At 73.6% G+C, this 22,087-nt stretch carries 17 protein-coding genes and 1 pseudogene; 6 read left to right on the forward strand and 12 right to left on the reverse strand.

Annotated features, from left to right (window positions below):
- Window positions 1–109: 109 nt before the first annotated feature.
- Both ACFY7C_RS16685 and ACFY7C_RS16690 read left to right on the forward strand, forming a co-directional pair.
- On the forward strand, window positions 110–778 hold the full coding sequence (locus ACFY7C_RS16685; RefSeq protein ID WP_389650263.1) for a class I SAM-dependent methyltransferase: 669 nt from the start codon (window positions 110–112) through the stop codon (window positions 776–778).
- A complete protein-coding gene (locus ACFY7C_RS16690; RefSeq protein WP_389650266.1) occupies window positions 771–1,562 on the forward strand; it encodes a glycosyltransferase family 2 protein in 792 nt (263 codons plus the stop codon). The genes ACFY7C_RS16685 and ACFY7C_RS16690 overlap by 8 nt, the downstream gene beginning before the upstream one ends.
- On the opposite strand, the gene ACFY7C_RS16695 is transcribed toward ACFY7C_RS16690, so the two are convergent.
- Both ACFY7C_RS16695 and ACFY7C_RS16700 read right to left on the reverse strand, forming a co-directional pair.
- Window positions 1,541–2,485, reverse strand: a complete 945-nt coding sequence (locus ACFY7C_RS16695; protein ID WP_389650269.1) for a glycosyltransferase — start codon at window positions 2,483–2,485, stop codon at window positions 1,541–1,543. The two genes, ACFY7C_RS16690 and ACFY7C_RS16695, sit on opposite strands and share 22 nt — an antisense overlap.
- Window positions 2,482–4,533 (reverse strand): O-antigen ligase family protein, encoded by a 2,052-nt coding sequence (locus tag ACFY7C_RS16700; RefSeq protein WP_389650272.1) that lies wholly within the window; start codon window positions 4,531–4,533, stop codon window positions 2,482–2,484. The genes ACFY7C_RS16695 and ACFY7C_RS16700 overlap by 4 nt, the downstream gene beginning before the upstream one ends.
- 44 nt (window positions 4,534–4,577) lie before the next feature.
- Here ACFY7C_RS16700 and ACFY7C_RS16705 point away from each other — a divergent pair, with 44 nt between their 5' ends.
- Window positions 4,578–5,306 (forward strand): hypothetical protein, encoded by a 729-nt coding sequence (locus ACFY7C_RS16705; RefSeq protein ID WP_389650276.1) that lies wholly within the window; start codon window positions 4,578–4,580, stop codon window positions 5,304–5,306.
- On the opposite strand, the gene ACFY7C_RS16710 is transcribed toward ACFY7C_RS16705, so the two are convergent.
- From ACFY7C_RS16710 to ACFY7C_RS16745, 8 genes are all read right to left on the reverse strand, one after another.
- Window positions 5,281–5,889 carry an acyltransferase gene (locus ACFY7C_RS16710; RefSeq protein ID WP_389650279.1) on the reverse strand — a complete coding sequence of 203 codons (609 nt, stop codon included), beginning with the start codon at window positions 5,887–5,889 and terminating at the stop codon, window positions 5,281–5,283. The genes ACFY7C_RS16705 and ACFY7C_RS16710 overlap by 26 nt on opposite strands.
- A gap of 60 nt (window positions 5,890–5,949) precedes the next feature.
- Window positions 5,950–6,996, reverse strand: coding sequence for a glycosyltransferase family 2 protein (locus ACFY7C_RS16715; protein WP_389650282.1), 1,047 nt, complete (start codon window positions 6,994–6,996; stop codon window positions 5,950–5,952).
- 28 nt (window positions 6,997–7,024) lie between these two features.
- A complete protein-coding gene (locus ACFY7C_RS16720) occupies window positions 7,025–10,282 on the reverse strand; it encodes a DUF4082 domain-containing protein (protein WP_389650285.1) in 3,258 nt (1,085 codons plus the stop codon).
- A 61-nt stretch (window positions 10,283–10,343) separates the two neighbouring features.
- The gene (locus ACFY7C_RS16725) at window positions 10,344–11,468 is read right to left on the reverse strand and encodes a DegT/DnrJ/EryC1/StrS family aminotransferase (protein WP_389650288.1); all 1,125 of its coding nucleotides are present in this window, start codon (window positions 11,466–11,468) and stop codon (window positions 10,344–10,346) included.
- Window positions 11,468–12,172: a NeuD/PglB/VioB family sugar acetyltransferase gene (locus ACFY7C_RS16730; protein WP_389650291.1), complete on the reverse strand. Its 705-nt coding sequence runs from the start codon at window positions 12,170–12,172 to the stop codon at window positions 11,468–11,470. The genes ACFY7C_RS16725 and ACFY7C_RS16730 overlap by 1 nt, the downstream gene beginning before the upstream one ends.
- Window positions 12,169–14,316 (reverse strand): aminotransferase class I/II-fold pyridoxal phosphate-dependent enzyme, encoded by a 2,148-nt coding sequence (locus ACFY7C_RS16735; RefSeq protein ID WP_389650294.1) that lies wholly within the window; start codon window positions 14,314–14,316, stop codon window positions 12,169–12,171. The genes ACFY7C_RS16730 and ACFY7C_RS16735 overlap by 4 nt, the downstream gene beginning before the upstream one ends.
- A complete protein-coding gene (locus ACFY7C_RS16740) occupies window positions 14,313–15,449 on the reverse strand; it encodes a Gfo/Idh/MocA family protein (RefSeq protein ID WP_389650297.1) in 1,137 nt (378 codons plus the stop codon). The genes ACFY7C_RS16735 and ACFY7C_RS16740 overlap by 4 nt, the downstream gene beginning before the upstream one ends.
- Window positions 15,450–15,488: 39 nt before the next feature.
- Window positions 15,489–16,961 carry a sugar transferase gene (locus tag ACFY7C_RS16745; protein ID WP_389650300.1) on the reverse strand — a complete coding sequence of 491 codons (1,473 nt, stop codon included), beginning with the start codon at window positions 16,959–16,961 and terminating at the stop codon, window positions 15,489–15,491.
- Between the two features lie 352 nt (window positions 16,962–17,313).
- Here ACFY7C_RS16745 and ACFY7C_RS16750 point away from each other — a divergent pair, with 352 nt between their 5' ends.
- The 3 genes and pseudogenes from ACFY7C_RS16750 to ACFY7C_RS16760 form a co-directional block, all read left to right on the forward strand.
- Window positions 17,314–18,201, forward strand: a complete 888-nt coding sequence (locus tag ACFY7C_RS16750) for a glycosyltransferase family 2 protein (protein ID WP_389650303.1) — start codon at window positions 17,314–17,316, stop codon at window positions 18,199–18,201.
- A gap of 113 nt (window positions 18,202–18,314) precedes the next feature.
- A complete protein-coding gene (locus ACFY7C_RS16755) occupies window positions 18,315–19,604 on the forward strand; it encodes a glycoside hydrolase family 6 protein (protein WP_389650306.1) in 1,290 nt (429 codons plus the stop codon).
- Window positions 19,605–19,710: 106 nt separating this feature from the next.
- Window positions 19,711–19,848 (forward strand): annotated as a pseudogene (locus tag ACFY7C_RS16760) (hypothetical protein); the annotation flags it as partial.
- On the opposite strand, the gene ACFY7C_RS16765 reads toward ACFY7C_RS16760, so the two are convergent.
- Together ACFY7C_RS16765 and ACFY7C_RS16770 are read right to left on the reverse strand one after the other, a co-directional pair.
- Window positions 19,803–21,161, reverse strand: a complete 1,359-nt coding sequence (locus ACFY7C_RS16765; RefSeq protein ID WP_389650309.1) for an exo-alpha-sialidase — start codon at window positions 21,159–21,161, stop codon at window positions 19,803–19,805. The pseudogene ACFY7C_RS16760 and the gene ACFY7C_RS16765 sit on opposite strands and share 46 nt — an antisense overlap.
- 123 nt (window positions 21,162–21,284) lie before the next feature.
- A complete protein-coding gene (locus ACFY7C_RS16770) occupies window positions 21,285–21,995 on the reverse strand; it encodes a helix-turn-helix domain-containing protein (protein WP_389650312.1) in 711 nt (236 codons plus the stop codon).
- Window positions 21,996–22,087 lie beyond the last annotated feature (92 nt).

The following is a 22,087-nucleotide window of genomic DNA, read 5'->3' on the forward strand; positions in this document are numbered from 1 at the left end:
GGCCGCGTTCCGGGCATCCGCCTGATAAATCCCCTCATCCCCGACTACGGTTGACCGCGATCCACCCCCACCCCACCCCGCTTTCCTCGAACCCCAGGTGGTTGATGCGATGTCCGGCATCCGTGCCCTCCGCGACCGTTTCGTCGACGCGCCCGACTCCCTCGGCGAACGGTTCCGCGCGGCCCGCTGGGAGCGGTTCCGGTCCTGCTTCCCCCACATCGACGGCATGCGGGTGGTGGACCTCGGCGGCACGGCCGAGAACTGGCTCCGTTCCCCGCTCCGGCCGAAGCACGTGCACCTGGTCAACCTGGAGGCGCACCCGGCCGAGCTGCCCGACTGGATCACCGCGGAGATCGCGGACGTGACCGACCCCGGCATCCCCGCCAGGCTGGGCGAGTTCGACCTGGTGGTCTCCAACTCCACCATCGAGCACGTGGGCGGCCCCAGCCAGCGGCGCCGCTTCGTCGCCGCCATCGAGCAACTGGCCCCGCTGCACTGGGTCCAGACGCCCTACCGCTACTTCCCGGTGGAGCCGCACTTCCTCGCACCCGGCTTCCAGTTCCTGCCGCTGGCCGCCCAGGCCAAGCTGGTCCGGCACTGGCCGCTCACCCACAGCCGGCCCGCCACCCCGGAGGAGGGCATGGACGCGGTCATCAACATCGAGCTGCTCACCCGCGCCGAGATGCGCTATCTCTTCCCCCGCTCCGTGATCCTCAGCGAGCGGGTCGCGGGACTCACCAAGTCGCTGACGGCCGTGCGCAACACGGCGCGTGCCTAGCCTGGTCAGGGGCCCCTGGGAGCTGCTCAAGCGGCTCTTCGGCTGGCTCGTGCTCCACGAACTGCGCAACAAGGTCCTGCTCGCCCCGACCGCCCGGCGGCTGCGCCGCTTCGAGGACGCCGAGACCGCCCGGCTCGCCCGGCACCTGGGCCGGCGCCCCACGGCACGCGTCGCGACCGTCATCGCCACCCACCGTCGGCCCGAGGCACTGCTGCGGGCCGTGCGCTCCGCCCTGGAGCAGACCGTGCGCGACCAGGTCGTCATCGTCGTCGACGACGGCGCCGGGCTCCCCGAACTCCCCGCCGACCCCCGGCTGTTCTCCGTCTCGCTCGCGCGCAACACCGGGGTGGCGGGCGTCGTGCGCAACATCGGCATCCGGCTCACCTCGTCGGCGTACGTCGCCTTCCTCGACGACGACAACCTGTGGGAGTCCGACCACCTCCAGGAGGCGCTCGCCGCCCTGGAGGCCCCGGGCGGCCCCGACGGCGTGTACACGGCGCTGCGGAGGGTACGGCCCGACGGCACCGACATGGACGTCCTGTCGGTGCCCTTCGACCGGCGCAGGGCCGCCCACGAGGCCTTCCTCGACACCAACGCCTTCGTGGCCCGGCGCGTCCCCGCCCTGCACTTCAGCAGACTGCGGCGCACCCCCGAGGTGCTGCCCCGGGAGGACTGGGAGCTGATCCGCCGCTACGCCCGCAGGCACCGCGTGGCCCACCTGCCCCGGCCCACGGTGCGCTATCTGGTGAACCCCGCGAGCTTCTACACCTCGTGGCGGGACTGAGGTCCGCGCAGCAGGGCCCCGACCGCGGCCCGCGCCGGCTCGCGGCCGAGCGCCGCCCGGGACAGCTCCCGCAGCAGCACCGCCCCGCGGAAGGCCGCGGTGGCCGCCAGGCCGTGGCGGCGCCGGTAGAGCCGCACCCGGTTCACCACCAGCAGCGACCACAGGCGGGCCGAGACCCGTGAGTCGCCGCCGAGATGGGTCGCCCGCGCCGCCGGCTCCAGCCGGGTCGCGAGGCCGAGGTCCCGGGCCCGCAGGCAGTACGACGTCTCCTCCGAGTAGAGGAAGAAGGACTCGTCCCACGGCCCGCAGGCCTCGACGCACTCCCTGGACAGCGCCATCAGCGCCCCGGTGGCCCAGTCCGCGCACGTCCGCCCGGCGTACGCGGCCGGAGCCGTGACCAGCTCGCTCCAGCGGGGAAAGCGGCCGGCCCTGCGGTTGCCGAGGACGGCCTCGCCCAGCGCCCGGGTCAGGCTCGACTCCCGCCGCAGCGAGTGGATCAGGGCGCCGTCCTCCTCGTACAGCAGCGGCACCGCGATCCCGACCCGGCCGCCGTCCGGCAGCGGGGCGCCGAGGGCCTCCACCAGCGTCTGGGCGCAGCCCTCGCCCATCCGGATGTCCGGGTTGCAGATCAGCACGGCCCGGTAGTCCTCGTCGTCCTCCGTCGCGGCGCGCAGGGCCGCGTTGACGCCGAAGGCATAGCCGCCGTTGCGGCCGGTCTCCACGACGGTGGCCTCGGGGGCGTGCGCGCGGACCACGGCGACGGTGTCGTCCGAGGACGCGTTGTCGGCGACGACGAGCCGCCAGTCGAGCCCCTTCATCCCGGCGGGAAGCGCGTCGAGGAAGCCCGGCAGCACCTCCGCGCTGTTCCAGGTGACGACGATCACGACCACGGGGCCGACCCCTTGCGGTTCTTGACGGTTCATCGGGTCTCCACGAGACGAGAGGAGTCGGGCGTACGGGCGGCTCGCGCGGGCGCCGCGGGCATGGCTTCGCCGCCGGCCGTGGGCTTCCCCGCCGCCTCGTGCCGTACGAAGCCGAGACAGCTCCCACCCAGCCCGAGGAGCAGGAAGAACACCCCCGCGAACATCGGGAAGCTCAGGGTGTCGAAGGTGGCGCCGACCACCAGGGCGACCATCGCCGAGGCGAAGAACGCCTGCCCCAGCTCCCGGTCCGACTCGGAGCGGGCGAGCCGGCGGATCGCGCCGCCGTTGTGCACCCCGGAGAGCCCCAGGAGCAGCAGACAGGCGGCGCCGAGCGCGCCCAGCTCGGCGAGCGTGAGCAGATACTGGTTGTCGGTGAAGAAGTAGCGCTCCGGGGTGAAGGTGCCGAAGCCCCGCCCGAAGACCGGATCCTGCACGAAGTACTCGTAGATCTTGGGGTACTTGACGGTCCTGGCCTGGGTGCTGCTGTCGGCGTTGTTGAGGCTCCCCGAGAACAGCCCCGTGATGGTGCCGATCAGGCCCGGCACCAGGACCTTGAACAGCGCGACCGCCCCGAGCAGGATGCCGATGGCCGCCCAGCGCCGCTCGGGCTTCCACCGCGGCACCATGACGAGCACGACGACCAGGATCCCGATGATCGAGGTCCGCGACACCGTCAGCGGCAGCCCGCCACCGAGCAGCACCACCGGCGCCCATCGCTTGAACCCGCCGAGGTGCCGCCGCGCCGGGTCGAAGGCGTACCAGATCGCGAACGGCAGCAGGATCGCCAGCATGCCGCTGAACTCGAGGGGATGGGCGGTGAGCGAACGGGGCCGGGTGAAGGAGCCGCGGTCGAGGACGGCGACGCTCGCCACGCTGGAGTTCAGGCCCGGGATGCGCAGCGAGTCGGCGATGTTGGTGCCGGTGACGAAGTCGTACAGCCCCAGCGCGGCCACCACCGAGCCCATCACGACCAGCCGGCGCAGCAGCACGTCGAGCCGCTGCCGGTCCTGGATCCCGGCCGTCGTCAGCACGATCAGCGCCACCCACACCAGCAGCACGATCAGGCCCCGGTCGGCGGCCAGGATCTCCTTCTGGGAGCTGATCCGGTCCTGGTTCGCCACGTACGACATCAGGACGGTGAGGGCCAGCACCAGGATCACCGTCCGCATCGAGCGGGTGCCGGGCGCCGGGGCGATCCGGCCGCAGCACCAGGTCGCCAGGTACCAGAAGAGACCGAGGAGCGCGAAGACGTTCGCCGGGGTGCCGGCGCCGCCGAGCGCGGGCAGCGCCAGGTTCGACGGCAGGAACAGGGCCAGCGCCAGATAGCCGGTGAGGACCGCGGTGGCGTCCAGCGGCCGGGACAGCATCCTGCGCACCCGGCCCGCCCCCGGCCGTGGCACCGGGGGAGTGGCGTGGAGGGCCGGCAGGCCCCGCGCCCGGCGGCGGGCCCCCGCCCGGGCCTCCAGCACGAAGGAGAGCACGAAGGCCGCGGTGACACCGAAGACGACGACCGCCGCGACTTTCTGGTAGCGGGACTTGGGCTGCGAGACCGGCTTCTGCGGCGGCACGATCCGCGCCGACTGCACGTAGTAGCCGTCCGGAACCCGGGCCTGCTGCTGAAGGGCCTGAAGCTGCTCGGCGGCGTAGTCCGTGATCGTCCTGGTCTCCTCCAGGACCTTGTCCCGGTCCTCGCCCTTGACCGTCAGGGTCAGCAGCGGCCCCTCCGCCTGGGCGGCGAAGTCGACCCCGTACTCGTCGGTGACCCCGTGGCCGCGCAGCACCACCACCGTCTCCGGCGACTGCAGCGCCCGGATCAGCACATCGGCCGTGCCGATCAGCGAACCGCTCGCGTACGCCAGCGGATTGCCGTAGCTGGGGGCCGGCCGGGCCACCCGGCTGGAGTTGACCAGGGCCAGCTGGCTCTGCGACTCGTACGTCACGGGAACCGTCGTATAGAGGTAGCCGCCCGCGACCAGACTCAACAGGGTCAGCGGCACCATCGCGTACCAACGCCGGGCCAGCACGCGGAAGATCTCGGCGATGCTCACGAACCCTCCCCCGGTTCCCCTCCGTGGTGCCAGTATCGGTGCTGATGGAACCACTGACGGAACGACCGACGAAACGACCGACGGAAGCACTGACAAAACCGGCGGACGCCGGAGCGCTGACTCCCGAGGGCCTGGCCCGCGTGCTGCTGCGCCGCTGGTACGTCCTGGTCCTCGCCGCGCTCGTCACCGCGGCCGCCTGCTACCCCGCGCTGCGGCCCGCACCCCGCTACCAGAGCTCCGCGGTGCTCGTGGTGAAGCCGCCGCGCACCGACAACCAGCCCAACCAGCTGACCAACCTCCAGCCCTCGCTGGCCATGGTCTCCTACGCGGTCGTGCAACGGCTCCAGTCCCCGGCCGGACGCGCCGAGCTGCGCGAGGCGGGGGTGCACGGCACCTACCGGCTCACCCCCCGCAACAGCGGCACCAGCGCCACCCCGTACTACTCGATCCCCACCCTGCAGGTCGAGGCGGAGCAGCCGGCGCCCGAGGACGCCGACCGGGTGGTGCAGTCGATCATCGCGGTCTACGGCCGCCATCTGAAGGCGCTCCAGAGCGAGCAGCGGGTGCCCGCCCATGCCCTCCTCACCGTCGACCTGGTCAACCGCCCCGGCACCGTCGCCCTGCCTCCCAACCGGACCCGCGCCCTGGCCGGGGTGGGCCTGCTCGGCACCCTCGCGGGGGTGATGGCCGTGGTCTGGACGGAGCGGTACGCGACGGCGCGCCGCCGCCGTCGCTCCGGCCGCGAGGTCAGTGCGCCGCACCGTACTCCGTGAGACGGCCGTCCCGCTCCTCGTACAGCTCACCGGTCTCCGGGCACTCCCACAGCCCCGGCCGCTCCGCGTGCGCGGTCAGCCGGACGCCCGCCCTGCCGACCCAGCCCGCCCGCCGGGCCGGGACGCCCATCACCAGGGCGAAGTCGGGCACGTCGGCGGTCACCACCGACCCGGCCGCGACCAGCGCCCAGCGGCCGATGGTCACCGGCGCGACGCACACCGCGCGGGCGCCGACGGCGGCCCCGTCACCGATCCGCACGGCCACCGGCTCCCAGTCGCCGCCCCGCTTCAGCCGCCCGTCGGGGTCCACGGCCCGCGGGTTGTGGTCGTTGGTGAGGACCACCGAGGGGCCGATGAACACACCGTCGCCGAGCACCGCGGGCTCGTACACCAGGGCGTGGTTCTGCAGCTTGCAGTTGTCGCCGATGATCACGCCGGGGCCGACGTACGCGCCCCGGCCCACCACGCAGTTCTCGCCGAGGCGGGCGTCCTCGCGGATCTGGGCGAGCTCCCACACACTGCTGCCGGCGCCGACGACCGCCTTCTCGTCGACCTGGGCGGTGGGCTTGACCCGGTAGTTCACGGATGTGCCTTTCTTTCGGAGAGGAACGAACGAGATCCGGCGGCGTCCTAGGCGAGGCCCCTAGATCCCGCGGCGCTTCCACGACTGCCACCACAGCCACTCGCGGGCACGGTCGGCCACCGCCGACAGCACCAGCGGCTGGAGGTACGGCATGGTCCGCGCGCCGATCCGCCGCCGCAGCCGCAGCGCCCGGTACTCGGGCAGCGTCTCGGCGTCGGGCCGGCACTCGCGGGCGAAGGCCACGAGTTCGTCGACCGGCACCACGTCCGTGCGGCCCCGGTCGTACGCCCGGTAGGCCCGCCGCAGCGCGTGCCGGGCGAGGCGGGTGTGCACCAGGCCGGCCAGCCGGTCGGCCTGCGGGAGCCGGTCGGCGCACTTGTCGAGGACGGCGGCGAACGCGGCCCGCCGCTGGCGGATGTCGTCGAGCTGCCCGCCGAAGTCCGTGGTGGACATGTTGTCGCCGTGCACCCGGTAGAACGCCTGGTCCGCCCCGCGCACATAGCCCACGTCCGCGTGGGCGGCGAGCCGCATCCACATCTCGATGTCGCCGGCGTGCGGCAGCTCCGGGTCGTAGCCGCCCACCTTCCGCTGCAGGCTGGTGCGGACCACGACCTCGGGCGAGGTGATGCAGCCCGTGCCCTCGCGGAAGCGCCGCTCCAGCCACCAGTGGCCCGGGTAGACCACCGAGCCGGTGCTGCGGGTGCGGGCCGCCGGCAGCGGCCCGCCGTGCCGGAAGCGCAGCGGCCTGCCGTAGCAGAAGCCCGCCTCCGGATGCGCGTCGAGCAGGGCGACGGCCCGCACCAGCGCCCCCGGGACCAGCCGGTCGTCGGCGGAGAGCAGGACGACGTAGTCGCCGTCCGCCCATTCCAGCAGGCCCTCGTTGTACGTGGCGATGTGCCCCTTGTTGCGCTCGTGGACCCGCACCTCGATCCTCGGGTCGGAGGCGGCCAGCTTCGCGGCCACCTCCGCCGAGTCGTCGGGCGACGCGTCGTCGATGATCAGGACCCGCACGTCCAGGCCGGGCTGTTCGTCGAGCACGCTGCGTACGCAGTCGGCCAGGAAGTGGCCGTACTTGTAGCAGGGGATCACGACGCTGACAGAGCTCATGTGCTGCGTTCCCCGATTTCGGTCGGGATCAGCCGGTCGTGAAGACCGGGCCGACCCAGTAGTTCGTCGAGTTGTAGGAGCTGTTGGGGAAGACGGTCGTGGCGCCGTACCGGTAGAGGCCGTTGCGGCTTCCCGTCGCGTCCGCCGGTGCGGACAGCGGGTAGTTGAGGTGGGCCCCGGCGAAGTAGCCGCTGTCGGCGGCGTAGTTGCCCTTCGGCGCGTGGTACGACACGACATAGGTGGTCCCGGCCGTGATGGGGACGGGAGTGGCGAAGGTCAGCCGCTGCCAGCCGGTGGCGGTCTCGTCCGTGAAGGTGCCGGTCGCCAGCAGGGTGCCGTCGTCGGTCCACAGGCTGCCGGTGTGCGGACCGGTGTTGGTGGCCCCCTTGTAGAAGGTGACCCCGGTGACCTGGCCGGCCAGCGAGGACCGGAACCGGGTCCCCAGCTCCAGGGAGTTGGCGTCCCCGGTCTCGGCCGCCTTCGCGGGCACGGTCTGCGCGCTCCACAGGGTGCAGGGGCACGCGGCCGGCGGGGGTGTGGCGCTCGTGGTGAAGGTCCAGGTCACCGGCGCGGCCATGGCGTTGCCCCACAGGTCGGCGGCCTGCACGGACACCGTGTAGGCGGTGTCGAGCGCGAGCTGGCTGTTGAGAGTGAAGGCGGCGGTCTTCCCGTCGCCGTCGAGGGTGGCCCGGCCGGGGACGGCGGTGCCGCCGGGCCCCTTCACCGTGAACACCAGGGTGCCGCTGTCGATGCTCCGGTCGAAGGTCGCGGACAGCGGGGCGGTGATCGCCACGCCGGTCGCGCCGGGGGCCGGGGTGCGGCCGGTGACGACGGGCGGGGCGGTGCTCGCCGAGCCGGTCTCCAGGACGGCGTCCACCCAGTAGTTGCTGCCGGGGGAGGCCTGCGACGGGAAGCCGCCGGTGGCGCCGTAGCGGTAGACGCCGTTGCCGCCGTCGGTGCCCGACTGCAGCGCCGTCAGCGGGGCGAGGCCCGCGCCCTTGTCGGTGAAGTAGTGGGCGTCGAAGGCGTATCCGCCGTTGGGTGCGAAGTACGAGGCGATGTACGTGGTGTTCGCCTTCACCGGCACCGGGTTGGCGAACTTCATCTCCTGCCAGCCGGACGCGGTCTCGTTCGTGAAGGTGCCGGTGGCCAGGAGCTGACCGGAGGCGGACCACAGACTGCCCTTGTGCGTACCGGTGTTGGCGGCGCTCTTGAAGAACCGGACGCCGGTGATGGTGCCCGGGACCGAGCTGCGGACCTTCACCCCCAGTTCGACGGAGCTGCCGTCGCCGCCGTTGGGCTTCGCCGGAGCGGCCGAGGCCGGCCACACCGTGCACGGGCACTGCTGGTCGGCGACGGTCAGCGGCACGGTGGTCACGGCGCCGATGTTGACGCTGTCGTCGACCGCGCGGACCTTCAGCTGGACCGGGCCCTGGTTCATCGGGGTCCAGGTGTGGCTCCACGAGCCGGTGCCCTCGGCGGCCCGCCAAGTGGTGCCGCCGTCGGTGGAGACCTCCACCCGGGCCACCACGCCGCCGCCCGAGTCGGCGGCGGTGCCGGTGACGGTGATCGGGCGCAGCGCCGGGACGGAGGCGTTCGCGGCCGGGCTGGTGACCGTGACGGCCGGGCCCGTGGTGTCCGTGGAGGCCGTGGACGCGACCAGGCCGGACTGCAGGGTCTTCGGCTGGAGGCCCATGTCGGCGAGGACGTTCACGGTGGCCTGCTGCATCCGCTTGTCCTCGGTGACCACCCCGCCGGCCGGATCGGCGGTCGGCACGTTCGTCAGGCCCCAGGACCACTGCACGGTGCCGGTGCCGAACACCAGGGCCTTCGACGTCTGGTCGCGGAAGGCGACCAGGCTGTGGGTGGCGGTGCCGTTGCCGTAGTTGTTGCCCCAGTCGAGGAGGTAGTTGCCGTCGGTGATGTCGAGCGTGGTGGACGACATCCGGATCTGGCCCGCCGGCCGGCTCGCGTTCTCGATGTCGCTGTTCCACTCGTAGCCGAGCGTCCCGGCCGGGAAGGTGGCGACCTGGTTGCCGGTCAGTCCGGCGACCGAGGTGTTGCGCCACAGCCGCATCCTGGCGAACGCGGCCGGCACGGTGATGGCGTCGTTGCGCGGGCCGTTCACCTGGAACAGCGAGCCGGTCAGCATGTTCTGCGGACGGTACGGCTCGCCCTCCTTCGTGCTGTCCGGGTCCATCCAGGTGCCCGTCCACACGTTGCTCGGGTCGGGGACGCCGTTGGGCGTCGGGAACTTGAGCTTGGTCTCCTTGTAGCAGACCAGTGTCCGGTTCGCCGTGTTGCTGCCGTCGATGCTCGGCTCCAGGCGGGTCTTCCAGAAGATCTCGTTGCCCGCGAAGTACGTCTGGTGCTGTCCCGCCTTGCGTGCGTTGAGCACGTTGGTGAACTGCTCCTGCGTCCAGTACTCGTCGTGCCCCTGGGACATGAACATCTTGTGGTTCGCCAGCAGCGTGGCACCCCGGGTGGCGGAGTCCAGACCGGAGACGTAGCTCAGGTCGTAGCCGTTGCGCTCCAGCCAGGCGATCATCATGTACTCGGAGCCGTAGATGCCGTTCTCGCCGCCGATGTCCATCGGCCGGTTGTAACTGACCTTGTACGCACGCCCGTCGGGCGCGGGGCCCTGGCCGTCGTACAGGTTGGTGCCGCCCCAGTCGTTGTAGGCCTGCCAGGTCTGGTCGGAGGTCTGCACCAGGATCTCGGAGCGGCTGGCGTCATTGCGCACCACGAACGGGTACGGCATGAGCCCGTTGCCGTCGGCCTGGTCGAAGTTGGCGATGTACAGCCCGGAGACGGCGTCGGCCGGCACCGTCCAGCTCGCGGTGGTGGGCCAGTTGCCGCAGTCCATCAGACCCGTCGGCTGGTCCTTGAGACAGGCGGGCCGCTGCGTGCCGTAGGTGGCGGGATACGTCTGGGCGGCCTGCGCCGGCGTGGACACCAGCCGGGCGCCGTCACCGCCGTACCAGCCCAGACGGTAGATCTTCACGTGGTACGGGGCCGGTGACTGCACCTTGAACGGCAGGGTCTCGCCGGCCTGGAGGCTCGTCTTGGCGGGGAATCCCGCGATGTCGCCCCAGGAGCTGCCGGCGAACCAGTCCGGCATGGGCGTGCCCGGCTTGGAGTTCTCGCAGACGATCGGGTTGCTGCCCGTGCCGCACGGATCGGCGAGCGCGGTCGCGTTCCCGGCGGGCGGCAGGAATATCGCGGCCAGCGCCGCGGCCAGGGCGAACACGGCGCCTCTGACCCGGCGACGGTAGTGGTTGTGCATCGCTGTACCTTTCACGGGCAGTACAGGTCCCGGCCTGCGGCCGGGGTGGGGGAGGGTGACCTCAGCCGAGGGCGTTCACCAGCGCGTCCACGACCCGGCGCTGCTGGTCGTGGGTGATCTGCGGGAAGAGCGGCAGCGAAAGGATCTCGTCCGCCGCCCGCTCCGCGTGCGGGAAGTCCCCGCGTGCGTAGCCGAGATGACGGTAGGCGGGCGTCAGGTGGACCGGGGCCGGATAGTGCACACCGGCCCCGACGCCGCCCGCGTTGAGCTTGCCGACCACCTCGTCGCGGTCGGAGCCGGGCACCCGCACCACGTACAGGTGCCACACGTGGACGTTGCCGTCGGCCGTGACGGGGCGGACCACCCGGCCGGTCTCCGCGAGCGGGGCGAGCAGCTCGTCGTAGCGCCCCGCCGCCGCCCGCCGGGCCTCGTCGCCCGCGCCGAGTCGCCGCAGCTTCGCCCGCAGCACCACGGCCTGGAGGCCGTCGAGCCGGCTGTTGAAACCGGGCACGTCGTGCCGGTACTTGTGGGCGCCGCCGTGGTTGGCGACCGCCCGCACCAGGGCGGCGGCCTCCGCGTCGTCGGTGAGGACCGCGCCCGCGTCGCCGTAGGCGCCGAGGTTCTTGCCCGGGTAGAAGCTGGTGGCGGCGATCCCTCCGCTGCCCGGCGTACGGCCGTGCCGGCTCGCGCCCTGGCTCTGGGCGGCGTCCTCCACGATCCGCACGTGACCGGGCAGCCCTTCGGCGAGCGCGGCCACATCGGCGCACTGCCCGTACAGATGGACCGGAACCACCGCCCGGGTGGCCGCGCCGACCGCGGCCAGTGCGGCCCGGGGATCGATCAGCAGGGTGTCGGGCTCGCAGTCGACCAGGACCGGGCGGGCCCCGGCCCGGGCGACGGCACCCGCCGTGGCGATGAACGTGTTCGCGGGCAGCACGACCTCGTCGCCCGCCCCGACCCCGCTCGCCCGCAGGGCCAGCTCCAGGGCGTCCGTACCGTTGGCGACGCCCACGCAGTGGCCGACCGCGCCGAACTCCGCGTACTCCCGCTCGAACGCACGGACCTCCTCACCGCCGATGAAGGCGGTGTCGGCGAGGACCCGGTCGAAGCCGGCGCGTATCTCCTCGTCGACCTCCGCGTGGGCCGCCCGCAGGTCCACCAGGGGTATCTGGTCCGTCTGGTCCATCAGCCGTTCACTCCTCGTGCAGGGATCGTGAGGGCGCCGCGCGCCGTGAGCTGTTCGAGCGCCGGGGGAGCCGCCGCGCGCAGCCGGCGGGCCGGGGAACCGGCCCACACCTCGCCCGGCGGCACGTCCGCGAGGACCACGGAGCCCATGCCGACCAGGGACCAGTCCCCGACCGTCACGCCCTCCCGGACCAGCGCGCCCGCCCCGATGTAGCCGCCCCGGCCGATCCGGGCGCCGCCCCCGAGCCGTACCCCCGAGGCGAGGGTGGCGAGGTCACCGACCTCGTCGTCATGGGTGAGGACCGTCTGCGGCATGACGGCCACATGGCGGCCCAGCCGCACGGACGCCGTCAGGACCGCGTGGGCGAGCAGCACCGTGCCCCGGCCGACCGTCGAGCTCGCCGACACCGACGCGGTCGGGTGCACCACGGTGGTGTAGCGGTGCTCGGGCAGGCCGAGCCGCCGCACCAGCCGGGCGCGGGAGGCGTAGTCGCGCGGGTTGCCCACGCAGACCACGAAGGACGCGTCCTTGAGCTTGGGCACCCGCTCGGTGCCGCCGAGCACGGGCACCCCGTCGAGCGCGACGCCGTGCAGCGCCGGGTCGTCGTCCAGATGGCCCGCGAGCGGCAGTCCGGCGGCGAGGGCGGCCTGCGCGGTCTCCCGCGCGAAGCCGCCGGCGCCGATGATCACGAGCCGCCCGGTCACCGCCCCGCCGCCGCTTCCCGCCCGGCCGCGTCCCGCAGCACCGCGACCACCCGGTCCTGCTGCTCCTCGGTCATCGTGTGGAACAGCGGCAGGATCAGCGAGTCGCGGCTGATCCGCTCGGTCACCGGCAGCGGCGCCGCCGGATGCCCGGCGTACGCCGGTTCGAGATGGCTCGCCATGATGCCCCGGCGCGCCGAGATCCCGGCCTCGGCGAGGACGCCGAGGAGTGTGTCGCGGCCCACCGGGAAGTCCTCGGCGAGCAGCACCCAGTACGACTGGAAGTTGCTCCGGCCGTGCGCCGGATCCCGCACCGGATCGAGACCGGGCACGTCGGCCAGCAACTCCCCGTACCGCGCGGCCAGTTCACGGCGCCGCGCCACCATCGCGTCGAGCTTCTCCAACTGGGCCAGGCCCACCGCGGCCTGGATGTCGGTCATCCGGTAGTTGAACCCGGTCTCCAGATAGCTCTCCAGGACCGGCGTCCCGCTGGCGTGCCGCTCGGCCGCCGACACGTTCATCCCGTGCTCGCGCAGCCGGCGCAGCCGCGCCGCCCACTCGGCGTCGTCGGTGGTGATCATGCCGCCCTCGCCGGTGGTGAGCAGCTTGCGCGGATGGAACGACCAGGCCGCCAGCAGCGCGCCCCGGCCGACGGAGGCGCCGTCCACGGTGGAGCCGATCGCGCAGGCCGCGTCCTCCACCAGCGGCAGGCCCCAGCCGTCGCAGGCGGCCCGCAGCGCGGAGACGTCCGCGGGCACCCCGCCCTGGTGGACGAGGAGCACGGCCTTCGTCCGGTCGGTGCGCACGGCGTCCACGCCGGCCGCCGTCAGGTTGCCGGTGGCGAGGTCGACGTCCGCGAAGACCGGGACGGCGCCCACGTACCGTACGGCGTTGGCGGTGGCGATGAAGGAGAGCGAGGGGACCACGACCTCGTCCCCGGGGCCGAGCCCGAGGGCGAGCAGCGCCAGGTGCAGGGCCGTCGTGCAGGAGCTGACGGCCACTGCGTGCCGGGCGCCGACCCGGTCCGCGAAGGCCCGCTCGAAGGCGGCGACCCGCGGGCCCTGGGCGACCCAGCCGGACAGCACGGCGTCGGAGGCCGCCTTCGCCTCCTCCTCGCCCAGCCACGGCACCATCACCGGGATCCGCGCGGGCCCCTCGGCGGCCTTCTCGGCGTCCGTCGCGGTCGCGCCCTTCTCGGCCCGCCACCACGCCACCAGGTCCGTCAGACCCGTCCGCAGGTCGATCTCCGCCTTGAAGCCGAGCCGCTCCTCGGCCAGCCGGGTGTCGGCGAGCCGCCGGGTCACCCCGTTGACCGCGCGCGCCGGACCGTGCACCGGCTCCAGGTCGGAGCCCATCACCTCGAGCAGCGCGTCGGCGAGTTCCCGCAAGGACGTCTCGGTGGCGCTCGCCACGTTGAACACCTCGTCGGTGACATCCGCGCGGGCGGCAAGGATGTTGGCGCGGGCGATGTCCCGGACGTCGACGAAGTCCATCGTCTGCGTCCCGTCGCCGAGGATCAGCGGCGGCTCGCCCGCCTCGATCCGCTCCATCCAGCGGATCAGCACCTCGGTGTAGAGCCCGTGGATGTCCATCCGCGGCCCGTACACGTTGAAGTAGCGCAGCGCCACGTAGTCCAGGCCGTACATGGCGTGGAAGCTGCGGAGCATGCCCTCGTTGAAGGCCTTGGCCGCCCCGTAGAAGGTGTCGTTGTTGTACGGGTGGTGGCGCTCGGTGGTCGGGAACGACTCGGCGAGGCCGTACACGGAGGCCGAGGACGAGGCGATCACCTTCTCGACGCCCGCCGCGGCCGCGGCCTCCAGGACGTTGAACGTGCCGTCGACCATCACCTCGTTCGCCAGCCGCGGCTCCTCCGCGCACTGGGTGATGCGGATCGCCGCCAGGTGGAAGACCAGGTCCGCGCCCGCGGTCACCCGCCGCACCGTCGCCGCGTCGCGGATGTCGCCCTCGACGAGCTCGACGACGCCGCTGCCCGTCGCCCGGGCCAGGTTGGCCCGGCGGCCCCGCACCAGGTTGTCGAGCACGACGACCTCGCGCGCGCCCCCCTCGACCAGGAGGTCCGTCACATGGGAGCCGATGGTGCCGGCGCCGCCGGTGACCAGGATCCGCTTGCCCCGAATGTCGCTCAACGCCGTTCTCCCGCCGCTTCGTGTCCGTGCTTCAGGGACCGGTCCGCGCCGGTCCGCAGGCCGACGACCGCACCACGGAACTCCAGGCTCCGCGAGGCCGCCTCCAGAATGTCCAGGACCCTCAGGCCCGCCCGTCCGTCGGTCAGCGGTGCCCGCCGCTCCGAGATCGCCGCGGCGAACTCGTCGACCATGCTGCGCAGCGCCTCCTTCTCCCCGATCGCCGGCGCGATCATGTCGCCGGTCCGGTACGAGATCAGGGCCTGCCTGCGCTCGTCCGCCCCCAGGTCCTGGGGCGTCGCCAGGTCCACCCCGCGGTCGAACACCGCGATGCGCTGTGCCGGGTTGAGGTCGTCCCAGATCAGAGTGCGCTTGGCGCCGCCGACCATGGTGGTGCGGACCTTGGTGGGCGACAGCCAGTTGACGTGCACATGAGCGATGGCGCCCGTGTTGAGCTGGAGCGTGAGGTACGTGATGCAGTCCTGCCCCGCGCCGATCGGATCCGCGCCGTGCGCGGCGACCGCGACCGGCTGCACGTGCTCGGGCAGGATGAAGTCGAGGATGGACAGGTCGTGCGGGGCGAGGTCCCACAGCACGTCGATGTCCTTCTGCACCAGACCGAGGTTGATCCGCACCGAGTCCACGTAGTGGATGTCGCCGAGCGCCCCCTCGTGCACCAGCTCGCGGATCTTCGCCACGGCCGGGGTGTAGCAGTAGGTGTGGTCGCACATCAGGGTCAGGCCGCGTTCCTCGGCCTCGGCGACCAGGCGCGCCCCGTCGGCGTAGGTGGTGGCGAGCGGCTTCTCCACGAGGACGTGCTTGTCCGCGCGCAGGGCGGCGAGCGCCACGTCCAGGTGGGTGCCGGCCGGGGTGGCGACGGCGACCGCGTCCACCTCCGGGTCGGCGAGCACCGCCGCGTAGTCGGCGGTCGCCTGCACCGTGGAGTAGCCGCCGAGCACCCGCTGGGCGCGCGTGACGTCGAGGTCGCACAGCCAGCGCAGCCGGAACCGGTCGCTGCCCTGGAAGTTGCGCACGAGATTCGGGCCCCAGTAGCCGGCGCCGATGACGGCGACCCCGAGGGGTCCTCTCGCCGGGTCCCGCTCCTGCCGCTCGTCCGCTCGGTCCGCGTCGTTCAACTTCTTTCCCCCAAGGTCGTCGTGATGGTGGCGCGCATCTCAGTACGCGCCCGTTCCGCGCAGGACCGCGGGGCCGGTGCGCAGCAGGATCACCGCGTCGAGGCCGAGCGACCAGTTGTCCACGTACGCCAGGTCGAGCCGGACGGCCTCGTCCCACGGCAGGTCGGAGCGGCCGCTGACCTGCCACAGGCCGGTGAGCCCCGGTTTGACGAGCAGCCGGCGCCGGACCTCGTGGCTGTAGCCGGCGACCTCCTCGGGCAGCGGCGGACGCGGCCCGATCAGCGACATGTGACCGCCGAGCACATTGATCAGCTGGGGCAGTTCGTCCAGCGAGTAGCGGCGGAGCGTGGCACCGACCCGGGTCACCCGGGGGTCGTCGCGGACCTTGAAGAGCAGTCCGTCGCTGTTGTGGTTGGCGTGCGCGAGCTCCGCCCTGCGGGCCTCCGCGTCGGGCCGCATCGTACGGAACTTCAGCATGGTGAACTGCCGGCCGTGCAGGCCCACCCGCACCTGCCGGAAGAGCGCGGGGCCCCGGCTGCCGAGCCGTACGGTCAGCGCGACCACGCACATCAGCGGGGACAGCAGCAGGAGCAGCACGGCGGCGATCAGCCGCTCGGCGACCTCCTTCGGCAGCCGGGCCAGCCGGGAGAGCCGGGGCGCCCGCACATGGAGCAGCGGGATGCCGCCGACCGGCCGGACCTCGATGCGCGCGGCGGCCACGTCACCGAGCGCGGGCGCGACCAGGAAGTCGCCCCCGGCGGCGGCCGTGCTCCAGGACAGCCGGCGCAACAGGGCCACGTCGATCTCCGGGGCCGGCAGCACCACCACCGCGGTCCCGCCGCCGAACGTCCTGATCGCGCCCGGCACTTCGTCCACACCGCCGAGCACCGGCACCCCGAACGCGTCGACCGCCTGCGCGTTCAGCGGATCGGTCAGGCACAGCCCGGCGATGTCCATCCCCTGGAGCACCGAGCCCGCCGGAGCGCCGGGGTGCCCGTCGCGCAGCAGCGCGGAGAGGAGTTCGGCGACCCCGGCGGAGGGGCCCACCAGGACGGCGGTCGTACGGTTCCGGCCCCGTGCCCAGCCGCGGCGCAGCCTGCGCCGCGTCGCGAACCGGGCGGCCAGCGACAGCGCGGCGGCCGGCGGCGTCGCGAGGACCATCTCGTGCGCCAGGACGAGGTCGTCCGCGACGCCCCAGCCGAGCACCGCGGCCAGGGCCGGCAGGACCAGCGCGCCGCGCAGCACGCGCCGGTAGACCTCGCTCCCGGAACCGAGGGAGCCGCGGGCGTGGGCGCGGTGCGCGTACAGCACGGCCACCCAGGCCGGCGGCAGGCCGAGGACGACCGGCCAGTGGCCGCCCGCCCGCAGCACCAGCAGGGCGGCGACGAGCGCCGCCACGCCGTCCGCGGTTATCAGGACGATCTGGTGTCTCCTTCGCCACCACAGGCGATGGACGTCGAAATGTGTGGATTCGACACGATGCCGCTCATGCGTGACCGGCAGGACGGTCATCCATTCCCCCCAAGGGCGCTTCGCGCGCACCCCTCCCGAGCCCTCGCGGTCCATCCCCCGGTTCGCCCGCGAGCATGACGACTCACGGGCAGGGGAAGGGCGGCGACGGTCGACGAGGGTACGCGGCTCTTCCGCCTGACTGAACGGTGCGGACCGAGGTCGCAAGTCTCCCCAGCCACGGCCGGGTCCGCACAGGACGCAGAATCCGCCCGGGACACGGGTGTTCGTGACCGAGCGGATCCGGCAGCGCTCAATCTAGAGCAACTAGGGCAGGTCATCCAGGAGTTGTGTGAAACTCCTACCGATACTTGAAGGAACTGTAAGAGTGGGACGGGAAGGTCATACTGGCCGCATGCCCGACGGTCCCAGCATCGTGATCCCCGCGCACAACGAGGAACGCACCCTCGGCCGGCTCCTGGACGGACTCCTGGCAAACCGCCGGGACGACGGCCCCGAGGAGGCGTTCGACGTGGTGGTGGTGTGCAACGGCTGCACGGACGCCACCGCGCGCGTCGCCGCCACCTACGGCCCGCGCGTCCGCGTCGTCGAGACCCCCGTGCCCTCCAAGCACGAGGCCCTGCGCCTCGGCGACGCGCACGCCCGCGGCTTCCCGCGGATCTACGTGGACGCCGACGTCGAACTGGGCGCCGCCGACGCACGCGCCCTGACCGCCGCGCTCCGCGGACCCGGCGCCGTCCTCGCCGCCGCGCCCGAACGCGAGCTCCCGATGACCGGCTGCTCCTGGCCGGTGCGCGCCTACTACCGGGTCTGGCAGCGGCTGCCCGCCGTACGCGAAGGGCTGTTCGGGCGCGGGGTGATCGCCGTCTCCGGAGAAGGCCACGCCCGGCTCGCCGCCCTGCCGCCCCTGATGGCCGACGACCTGGCCGCCTCCCTCGCCTTCGCCCCGGCCGAACGCGCCGTGGTCCCCGCCGCCCGGGTCGTCGTCCGCCCGCCGCGCACCTGGCCGGACCTGATCCGCCGCCGGGTCCGGGCGGCCACCTCGACGGCCCAGCTGGAGGCCCACCAGCACCGGTCCGCCGCCGACGGGGGCACCGCGCCCCCTTCGGCCCGCACCGGCCTCGGCGACCTGCGCGCCCTCCTGCGCGCCGAGCCGACCCTGCTGCCCGCCCTCGTGGTCTTCCTCGCGGCGGCGCTCGTGGCGCGCCGGGGAGCGCGCCGGGCCGTCCGGTCGGGCGACTTCGCGACCTGGCTCAGGGACGAGAGCAGCCGCCAGGACTGAGCGCCGCGCGCCCTTCCCGCCCCGGCGCGCGCCGGGGCGATCGCCCCGTTCCCGCCCGAGGAATGATCACCGCCGCCTACGCTGCACATGATCACTCCAAGGGAGGTCCTGTCATGACGTACCGGATGAGAGGGCGGCGCTCCGCCGCCCTGGCATCGGCGGCCGCCGTCTGCGCCGCCTGGCTCGCCGTCACCCCGACGGCCCGGGCCGAGGCACCGGCCGCCGCGGAGCCGGGCGCCGGCCCGCTCACGGCCGCCACCCGCTTCTATGTGGACCCGGACAACGGCGCCGCCCGCCAGGCCGCCGTCGACGCCGCCGCCGGCGACACCGAGAACGCGGCGAACATGACGGCCCTCGCCGGTCTGCCGCAGGCCGCCTGGTTCACCGGCGGTACCCCCGCGGAGGTCCGCACGGAGGCGTCCGAACTGGTCACCGCCGCCAGGGCCGCCGGACAGGTGCCCGTCGCCGTCGCCTACAACGTGCCGGGCCGCGACTGCGGCCTGTACTCCAGTGGCGGGGCCGCCTCCTCCGCCGCCTACCGCGCGTGGATCACCGCCGTCGCCGAGGGGATCGGCGACGCGCCCGCGGTGGTGATCCTCGAGCCCGACGGCCTCGCCGCCCTGCCCAAGGACTGCGCCGGCTCGGTCGACCCGGACGGCACGCTCACCGCCCAGCGCCTCGCCGACCTCGACTTCGCCGTCACCACGCTCAAGAACCGGCCCGGCACCGCCGTCTACCTCGACGCCGGGAACAGCCAGTGGCGCGCCGTCGGCGACATCGCCCAGCGGCTGATCGACGCCGGAGCGGCACGCGCCGACGGCTTCGCCCTGAACGTCTCCAACTTCCAGCCCACCGACCAGAGCGACCAGTACGGCACCTGGGTGGCCAAGTGCGTCTGGTTCGCCACCGAAGGGCCCGACTGGGCCCGCGGCCACACCGACTGGTGCGCCAACCAGTACTACTCGGGGGCCGCCCCCAACGACGGACAGCCCGGCAACGCCGTGTCCGCCGAGGACCCGACCACCTGGCACTGGACCGACGCCTGGTACGACCGGAACGTCGGCAGCCCCGCCGCCGCGGACCTGCTCCACTTCGTCGTCGACACCAGCCGCAACGGCCTCGGCCCCTGGAAGCCCGCCCCCGGCACCTACGAGGACGCCGAGACCTGGTGCAACCCGCCCGGCCGCGGCATGGGAGAGCGCCCGACCGCCGACACCGGCGTCCCGCTCGTCGACGCGTACCTCTACGTCAAGACGATCGGCGAGTCCGACGGCTCCTGCACCCGTGGCACCGGCGGCACCGTCGACCCCGTGTACGGGGTCGTCGACCCGCCCGCCGGAGCCTGGTGGCCGGAGTTCGCCCACACCCTCGCCCGCAACGCCCGGCCCGCCCTGCGGCAGTGATCCGCGTGCGGCCCCCCGGGTGATCCCCGGGCCGGGCCGGTGGGATCCCGGACGCCGCAGCGGGTATCGACACCAGACACCCCCTCGCGACGGAAGGGAGCCCCCCATGGAGACAGGCAGGAGCGTCGGCTTCGTCACCTCCTTCGACCGCACGGCCGGCTACGGCTTCGTCCTCCCCCTCAACTCGGAGGAGCCGGTCTACTTCCGCACCGACGACGTCGAGCAGGGCCACGCGCTTTCCGAGGGCCAGCAGGTCTCCTTCGTGCTGGTCCTCGGCGAGGGCCGGTTCGAGGCGAAGGAACTGCGCCCCTGAGCCGGAGGGGTGAGCGCGGTGAGCGGTACGCGGCGGAAGGCGATGGTCTCGTACGGGCCGCGCGCCCCGGTCTCGTACAGCACGCCGATCGTCCCCCCGTCCACCCGGACCAGGTCCGAGTAGGCGGCCGGGCGGCGCGAGAGGGTGAGCGCCCGCGCGCTCGTGCGGCCGCCGTCCGCGCTGGTCCACAGGGCCGGGACGGCGCGGGCGGTCGGGACCGAGGGGCCGGAGAAGACCAGCAGACCGGACGGTCCGGGCACGTACAGCAGACTGCCCTGGACGACCGGCACCTCCTCCAGGCCGGGGTGCGGTGCGAAGGGCCGGTCCAGGGTGGCGCCGCCGTCACGGGACCGGCCGGCGACGCGGTGGCCGGGGCCGGTGCCGTGCTGGTCGCGGGCGCTGAGGAAGAGCGTGCCGTCGGGGAGCTCGGCGGCCGTCGACTCGTTGGCGTTCACCGTGCCCTCGTACGTCTCGTCCGTGTAGCCGAGCCGCCAGCTGTGACCGCCGTCGTCGCTCAGCAGGGCGTGCGCCCCGTAGTGGCGCGGCTCGCGGCCCGTGTCGGCGGAGCCCCGCGGGGGAGCGGCCGAGTGGTTGGCGGGGACGACGAGCCGGCCGGCGTACCGGCCGTGGGCCAGCGCGAGGGCGTGCCCCGGGCCCGTCGCGTACCAGCGCCAGCCGGGCTTCCTGACCGAGGACGTGATGTCCCGGGGCGCGGAGAAGCTCCGCCCGTCGTCCGCACTGCGCTGCACGAACACCCGCCGGCCCGTGGCGGCCGTGGCCCGGCCCCGGAGCACCATGCCCTCCGTCACGGCCCCGTCGTTGCCCGCGCTCACCAGGACCACATCACCGCTGCGCGGGTCGACCACCGGCGCCGGATTGCCCCGCGTGTCCCCGTGCCCCGCCGCGACGACCCGCGTCGGCCCCCAGGTGCAGCCGCCGTCGGACGACCGCCGCAGCACGATGTCCACGGCCCCCGCGTCCCCGACGCCGTCCACCCGGCCCTCGGCGAAGGCCAGCAGCGTGCCGGCCCGGGTGCGGACCACGGCGGGGATGCGATAGGCCGCGTATCCGCCGGTGCCGGAGACGTACGGGACGGAGGACGCGCAGGCGGGCTGCGCTCGGCCGCCCCCGTGCGTCCCGCCACCCGCGTGCGCGCCCCCGGGGGCTCGTGGCCCGTCCGCCGCCACGGCCGCGAGGACCGGAACGGCCACCGCCACCGCGTACCACCGTCGTGTCCGTCGCATGCCGCCCACCGCACACCGGGCCGGTGAGGCGGAGCCCAACGGGGGCCTGCCGTAGGGGAGTCGGCGGGTGAAGGAGGGATGAACCGGTCGGCTGCCCACGCGCTCCCAGGACCGCCACGACCGTTACCGACGCCCGTGCGCCGCCAGCCGCGCCTCCACCGCGTCGAGCAGCAGCTCCAGCGCGAACGGATGGCCGCTGCCCCGCATGTCCTCGGCGAGCAGCGGATACGTCGCCGCCACATGCGGATGGGTGTCGGCCGAGAGCTTCCCGTACGCCGCGTGCCAGACCCGCTCGTCGGCCTCGCGGGCCGGCTCGGGAAGGGCGAGGGCGGCGGCGTCCAGTGCGGCGAAGGCCAGCGCCTGGTCCGCGAGCGCGTGATAGATCCTGACCGCCTCCCGGTCCGGGAACCCCGCGCCGCGCAGCACCCCGAGGATCGCCTCGACCACCCGGGTCTCGTGCGTCCGGCCCGTCGTGCGGTGCGCCGCGAGCGCCGCCGCCTGCGGATGCGCGAGATAGGCGGCGTGGATGCGCAGCGCGATCTCCCGCAGGTCGGCCCGCCAGTCGCCGGTGGCCCGCCAGCCCGCCTGCGCCCTGCCCACCATCTCGTCGGCGAGGGCGAGCAGCAGGTCGTCGGTGTTGCGGAAGTAGCGGTAGACCGCGCTCGGGTCGGCGCCAAGCGCGGCCCCCAGACGCCGTACCGACAGCGCGTCCGCCCCGTGCCGGGCGACCAGGCGCAGCGCGGTCTCGACGATCATCCGCTCGGAGAGCACCACGCCCTGCTTGGTGGGGCGACGGCGCCGTCGCCGGTCCTCCGGAACCACTCGTTCGGCCATGCGCGGACCCTACCCGGACGGCTCTTATGACAACACCCTTGACCTGTCATCGGCCCGCCCGGTTGCATGACGCACCTCGTACCGGCCCCGCG

The sequence above is a fragment of the Streptomyces sp. NPDC012769 genome, assembly GCF_042901205.1.
Taxonomy (GTDB): Bacteria; Actinomycetota; Actinomycetes; order Streptomycetales; family Streptomycetaceae; genus Streptomyces.